Raw genomic sequence first — 1,291 nt, forward strand, 5'->3', positions numbered from 1 at the left:
TACGCGGCCGCGCACTTGTCTGGTGCGAATGAACGCCGGGCAACCGTCCGTAATGTGGTTGCTGGTATCTTTACAATGATTGTGACCTACTTGATTGGGTCATTAATTGGTCGTTAGGGGGGCTAAGGTATGCAAGCAAAAGAACATCAAACGATGGAAGAACGACTGAATGCCATACGTGCCGGCGTATTAGGGTCAAATGATGGGATTCTAACGGTGGTTGGCGTACTCTTCTCAGTTGGGGCTGCCACTAACCATCAATTCACAATTTTAATTGCTGGCTTGGCAGATTTGTTTGCCTGCGCGCTATCAATGGCGTCAGGTGAGTACGCTTCGGTTAGCTCGCAGGCAGATGCGGAAAAGGTTGTTGTTGACCGGGAGACCCAACGACTACGTGTTAATCCAGCTGGTGTCGCGGCAGATATTCGCGAATTCTACCTGGACCGTGGTGTCACTGAAGCAACAGCGGATAAAATTGTGGCGGAGTTGATGGAAAAGGCGCCACTCAGGACGATCTTAGCAACGAAGTATGATGTCCAATTAGGGCACTATGTTGGACCGTGGTCGGCCGCTATTTCATCGTTGATTTGCGCGGCCATCGGTGGGGCGTTCCCGCTGTTGGCACTGTATTTTTCACCAGTTCAGTGGCAATTTGAAGCAACGATTGCCGCAACCGTTGTGGCAGTTGCTTTAACGGGTTTTCTAAGTGCGAAGATTGGCCATGGGTTCGCCAAAAAAGCCATCAAGCGTAATGTCGTGATTGGCCTGCTAACCATTGCCATCCACTATGGTATTGGTTTGTTCTTCTAAGACGAGTAGAATAGATTAAAGCAAAAGCTGAGTTTATCTCAGCTTTTTTATATAGGCGGATACGGTATTAAAGACTACTGAAATTTGGTAAGCTAGTACAAAAGGTCGGAGGCCAAGACAGTGACAGATCAATACGGACTACTGGGGTATCCGGCGCGCCATTCAAAGTCGCCGGCAATGCAAAATGCCGCTTTTCAAGCTGCAAATATCGATGCCAATTACCAAGCGTTTGAAGTGGCGCCAATGGCTTTGGCAGCGACATTTAAGAGTTTGGTTGCCTCAGGGGTGAAGGGCTTCAATGTAACTATGCCCTTTAAGCAACAAATCATGATGTATCTTGATGAAGCGACACCATTAGCAACCCGCTTAGAGTCAGTTAATACCATCACGGTCAAAGATGGTCGCACGATTGGTGATTCAACTGATGGGATGGGCTTTTGGCGGACACTACGCAATCCGGTCGACTCGGTCATTTTAATTG

Annotated in this window: 1 protein-coding gene and 2 pseudogenes; all 3 read left to right on the forward strand. The window is 48.3% G+C overall.

Annotated features, from left to right (window positions below):
- A pseudogene (locus WEIDD23_RS14895) lies at nt 1-117 on the forward strand (VIT family protein); the annotation flags it as partial.
- Between the two features lie 12 nt (nt 118-129).
- Nucleotides 130-810, forward strand: a complete 681-nt coding sequence (locus tag WEIDD23_RS09850) for a VIT1/CCC1 transporter family protein (protein ID WP_010370305.1) — start codon at nt 130-132, stop codon at nt 808-810.
- A 120-nt stretch (nt 811-930) separates the two neighbouring features.
- Nucleotides 931-1,291, forward strand: a pseudogene (locus tag WEIDD23_RS14900) (shikimate dehydrogenase); the annotation flags it as partial.

It is taken from the genome of Weissella sp. DD23 (genome assembly GCF_001579105.1).
GTDB classification, from domain to species: Bacteria; Bacillota; Bacilli; order Lactobacillales; family Lactobacillaceae; genus Weissella; species Weissella cibaria.

Coding starts and splice junctions, on each gene's coding strand:
- WEIDD23_RS09850 (WP_010370305.1), top strand. CDS start 130: ATGCAAGCAAAAGAACATCAAACGATGGAAGAACGACTGAATGCCATA.